This window comes from Geminicoccus flavidas (assembly GCF_009806515.1).
Taxonomy (GTDB): Bacteria; Pseudomonadota; Alphaproteobacteria; order Geminicoccales; family Geminicoccaceae; genus Geminicoccus; species Geminicoccus flavidus.
The window spans coordinates 1-3,400 of record NZ_WUJP01000251.1 but is presented as its reverse complement, the minus strand read 5'-3'; the positions used below and the strand labels follow the sequence as shown (position 1 = coordinate 3,400).

Sequence of the window (3,400 nt, the reverse complement as noted above, 5' to 3'; positions counted from 1 at the left end):
GGCTGCTCGTGATCGACGTGGTCGTGCTGCACTGGGCCGGCGGCGAGGTCCCCACGCCGACGGTCGTGCTGATTGGCCAGATCGCGACGCTCTACTACTTCGTCCACTTCCTGGTGATCATGCCGCTGCTCGGCAAGTTCGAGCGTCCGCGCCCGCTGCCGGACAGCATCGGCAAGCCGGTCCTGTCCCACGGCGCTGCCGCTCAGCCGGCGGAGTAAGTGATGCGTCTCCTGAAACTATCCGCTCTCCTGGTCGCCGCCGGCGTCGCCCTGTGGTCCGCCGGCTCCCAGGCGGCCGAGGGTGCGGCCGAGCCCAAGCAGATCTCCTGGCCGCATGACGGCTTCTTCGGCACCTTCGACCGGGCTGCCCTGCAGCGTGGCTTCAAGGTCTACCAGGAGGTCTGCCACGCCTGTCATGCCGCCAAGTACTTGACCTTCCGCTCGCTGGCCGATCTCGGCTTCAACGAGGACGAGGTCAAGGCGCTGGCGGCCGCCTACACGGTGACCGACGGGCCGGACGAGAATGGCGAGATGTTCGAGCGGCCGGCCCGGCCCTCGGACACCATGCCCTCGCCGTTCCCCAACCCGCAGGCGGCTCGTGCCGCCAATGGCGGGGCCTACCCGCCCGACCTCTCCCTGATGTCGAAGGCGCGCCATGACGGCGACAACTACGTCTTCTCCCTGCTGACCGGCTATGACGACCCGCCGGCCGGCGAGGAGCTGGCGCCGGGCCAGTACTACAACCATTACTTCCCAGGCCACCGCATCGGCATGCCGCCGCCGCTCATGCCCGACCAGATCACCTATGACGACGGGACCCCGGCCACCGTCGACCAGATGGCCAGCGACGTCACCCAGTTCCTCGCCTGGGCGGCCGAGCCCAAGATGGAGGAGCGCAAGCAGACCGGCATCAAGGTCATGCTGTTCCTGATCGTGCTGACCGTGCTGCTCTACCTCTACAAGCGGAAGGTCTGGGCCGACGTCCACTGACGTCAGCCGATTCTTTCATCGAACCGACGGGGCCGCTCCATGCGGCCCCGTTGCATTTCGGGTTGTCCTGCTGCACCCGGTCAGCAGAAGGAGACGCATCATGCAGGATCTTTGGCGCCGTTCCGCCCGCGCGATGGTGGCGGCCCTCGCTCGAGGCGAGCTTCGGCCGAGCGAGGCGGTCGATGCCGCGCTGGACCGGATTGCCCAGGTCGAGCCCAAGGTGAACGCGGTGCCGACGCTCTGCCGGGAGCGCGCCATGGCCCATGCAGAGCGGCTGGAGCGCCTGACACCGGAACAGCGTGGCCCGCTGGCCGGCCTTCCGGTGCTGGTCAAGGACTTGGTCGACGTGGCGGGCGTGCGCACCACCTACGGCTCGCCGATCTGGCGCGACCATGTGCCGGAAACGTCCGACTATCTGGTCGAGCGGATCGAGGCGGCCGGCGGGATCGTATTGGGCAAGACCAACACGCCCGAGTTCGGCGCGGGTGCAGTCACCTTCAACGAGGTGTTCGGCGTCACCTCGAATCCCTGGGATACCGGCCGGACCTGCGGCGGTAGCTCGGGCGGCGCGGCCGTGGCGCTCGCGACCGGCGAGGCTTGGCTCGCGACCGGCTCCGATCTCGGCGGCTCCTTGCGCACGCCCGCCTCGTTCTGCGGCATCGTCGGCTTTCGTCCCTCGCCCGGCCGGGTGCCGGCCGGGCCGCAGCGTGATCCCTTCCAGACGCTATCGGTGGAGGGGCCCATGGCGCGCGACGTGCGCGACCTCGCTTTGTTCCTCGACGTGATGGCCGGGCACGACCCGCGCGACCCGTTGTCTTGGCCATCCGAGCTCGACCAGCACCGCCGCGCGGTGGCAGAGGCACGGCTGCCGGCACGGCTCGCCTTCTCGGCCGACCTAGGCGGGATCACGCCGGTGGACGAGGAGGTCGTCTCGGTCTGCCAGGCGGCGGTGGAGCGGCTGCGTGCGGCCGGCGTCGCTGTGACCCTGGCCCAGCCGGACCTGGCCCCGGCCAGCGATACGTTCACTGTCCTGCGCGCTGCCCTGTATGCCACCAACAGCGGCCCGCTGCTGCGCGACCATCGCGACCAGCTCAAGCCGGAAGTGGTCTGGAACATCGAGCAGGGCATGGCGCTGGATGCCGACAGGATCGGCCAGGCACAGCGGGCGCGCGGCGAGCTGCAGCGCCGGGCGGCCGCCTTCCTGGCCGAGCACGAGCTGCTGCTGACACCCACGGCGATCGTCCCGCCCTTCGCGCATGGCATCCGCTACCTGGCGGAGCTGAACGGCCATCGCTTCCCGAGCTATATCGACTGGGTGGCGATCGCCTATGCGGTCACGCTCACCGCCTGCCCGGCGATCAGCATTCCCTGCGGCTTCACGCGGGCGGGCCTGCCGGTCGGCCTGCAGCTGGTGGGCCGGCCGCGCGACGAGGCCGGGCTGCTGCGTCATGCCGCCGCCATCGAGGACACGCTGGGTCTGGCCGGGGCGGTGCCGATCGATCCCAAGCCTCCCGCTTCCTGACCTCCGCTGCTAGACCTGTCCGCCAGAGGCAAGAAGATCCAGGGAGGCGGCATGGTCCGGTTCGGCTTGTTCGGCTGCGGGCGCATCGGGCGGATGCACGCCGACGCGATCGCGAACCATCCGCGCGCGCAGCTCGCCGCCGTGTTCGACGTGGTGCCGGCGGCCGCTGAGGCGGTGGCGACCAGGCATGGCTGCCCTGCAGCGCGCGACGTCGACGAGCTGCTGGGCATCGGTGGGGTGGACGCGGTGCTGATCGCGTCCTCCACCGACACCCATGTCGACCTGATCACCCGCGCTGCCCGGGCGGGCAAGGCGATCCTGTGCGAGAAGCCGATCGATCTGGACATCGCGCGGGTCGATGCCTGTTGGAAGGAGATCCAGCTGCTCTCGCCCATCGTGCAGATCGGCTTCAATCGGCGCTTCGACCCGTCCTTCCAGACGGTTCGCACCGCGCTCCTGGCCGGCGAGATCGGCCGGCTCGAGCTCCTGGTGATCACCTCGCGCGACCCGGGCCCGCCGCCTGCCGCCTATCTAAAGGTGTCGGGCGGCCTGTTCCGCGACATGATGATCCATGATTTCGACCTGGCGCGCTTCATGCTGGGCGAGGAGCCGGTCGCGGTGTCGGCCATGGCCTCGGTCATGGTCGATCCGGAGATCGGCCGGCTGGGCGACATCGACACCGCCATGGTGACGCTCAAGGCCGCATCCGGCACGCTGGTCCACATCAACTGCTCGCGCCGCGCGGTCTATGGCTACGACCAGCGCCTGGAGGCGTTCGGCGAAAACGGCATGCTGCAGGTCGGCAACCGCCGCGCCACCACGCTGCGCCGCTGGGGCAAGACCACGACTGAGGCGCAGGATCCGCTGCTCGACTTCTTCATCGAGCGCT

3 protein-coding genes and 1 pseudogene are annotated in these 3,400 nt (G+C 69.6%); all 4 read left to right on the top strand.

All coding sequences use genetic code 11. From position 1 onward, the window contains the following. A pseudogene (locus EQG76_RS06975) lies at positions 1-218 on the top strand (cytochrome b); the annotation flags it as partial. Positions 219-221: 3 nt separating this feature from the next. Beyond that, entirely contained in the window at positions 222-989 is a 768-nt protein-coding gene (locus EQG76_RS06970; RefSeq protein ID WP_159711861.1) for a cytochrome c1, read from the top strand. 100 nt (positions 990-1,089) lie between these two features. Then, a complete protein-coding gene (locus EQG76_RS06965; protein WP_159711859.1) occupies positions 1,090-2,511 on the top strand; it encodes an amidase in 1,422 nt (473 codons plus the stop codon). A 51-nt stretch (positions 2,512-2,562) separates the two neighbouring features. Further along, a partial coding sequence (locus EQG76_RS06960; protein WP_159711857.1) for a Gfo/Idh/MocA family protein occupies positions 2,563-3,400 on the top strand: 838 nt, incomplete at its 3' end.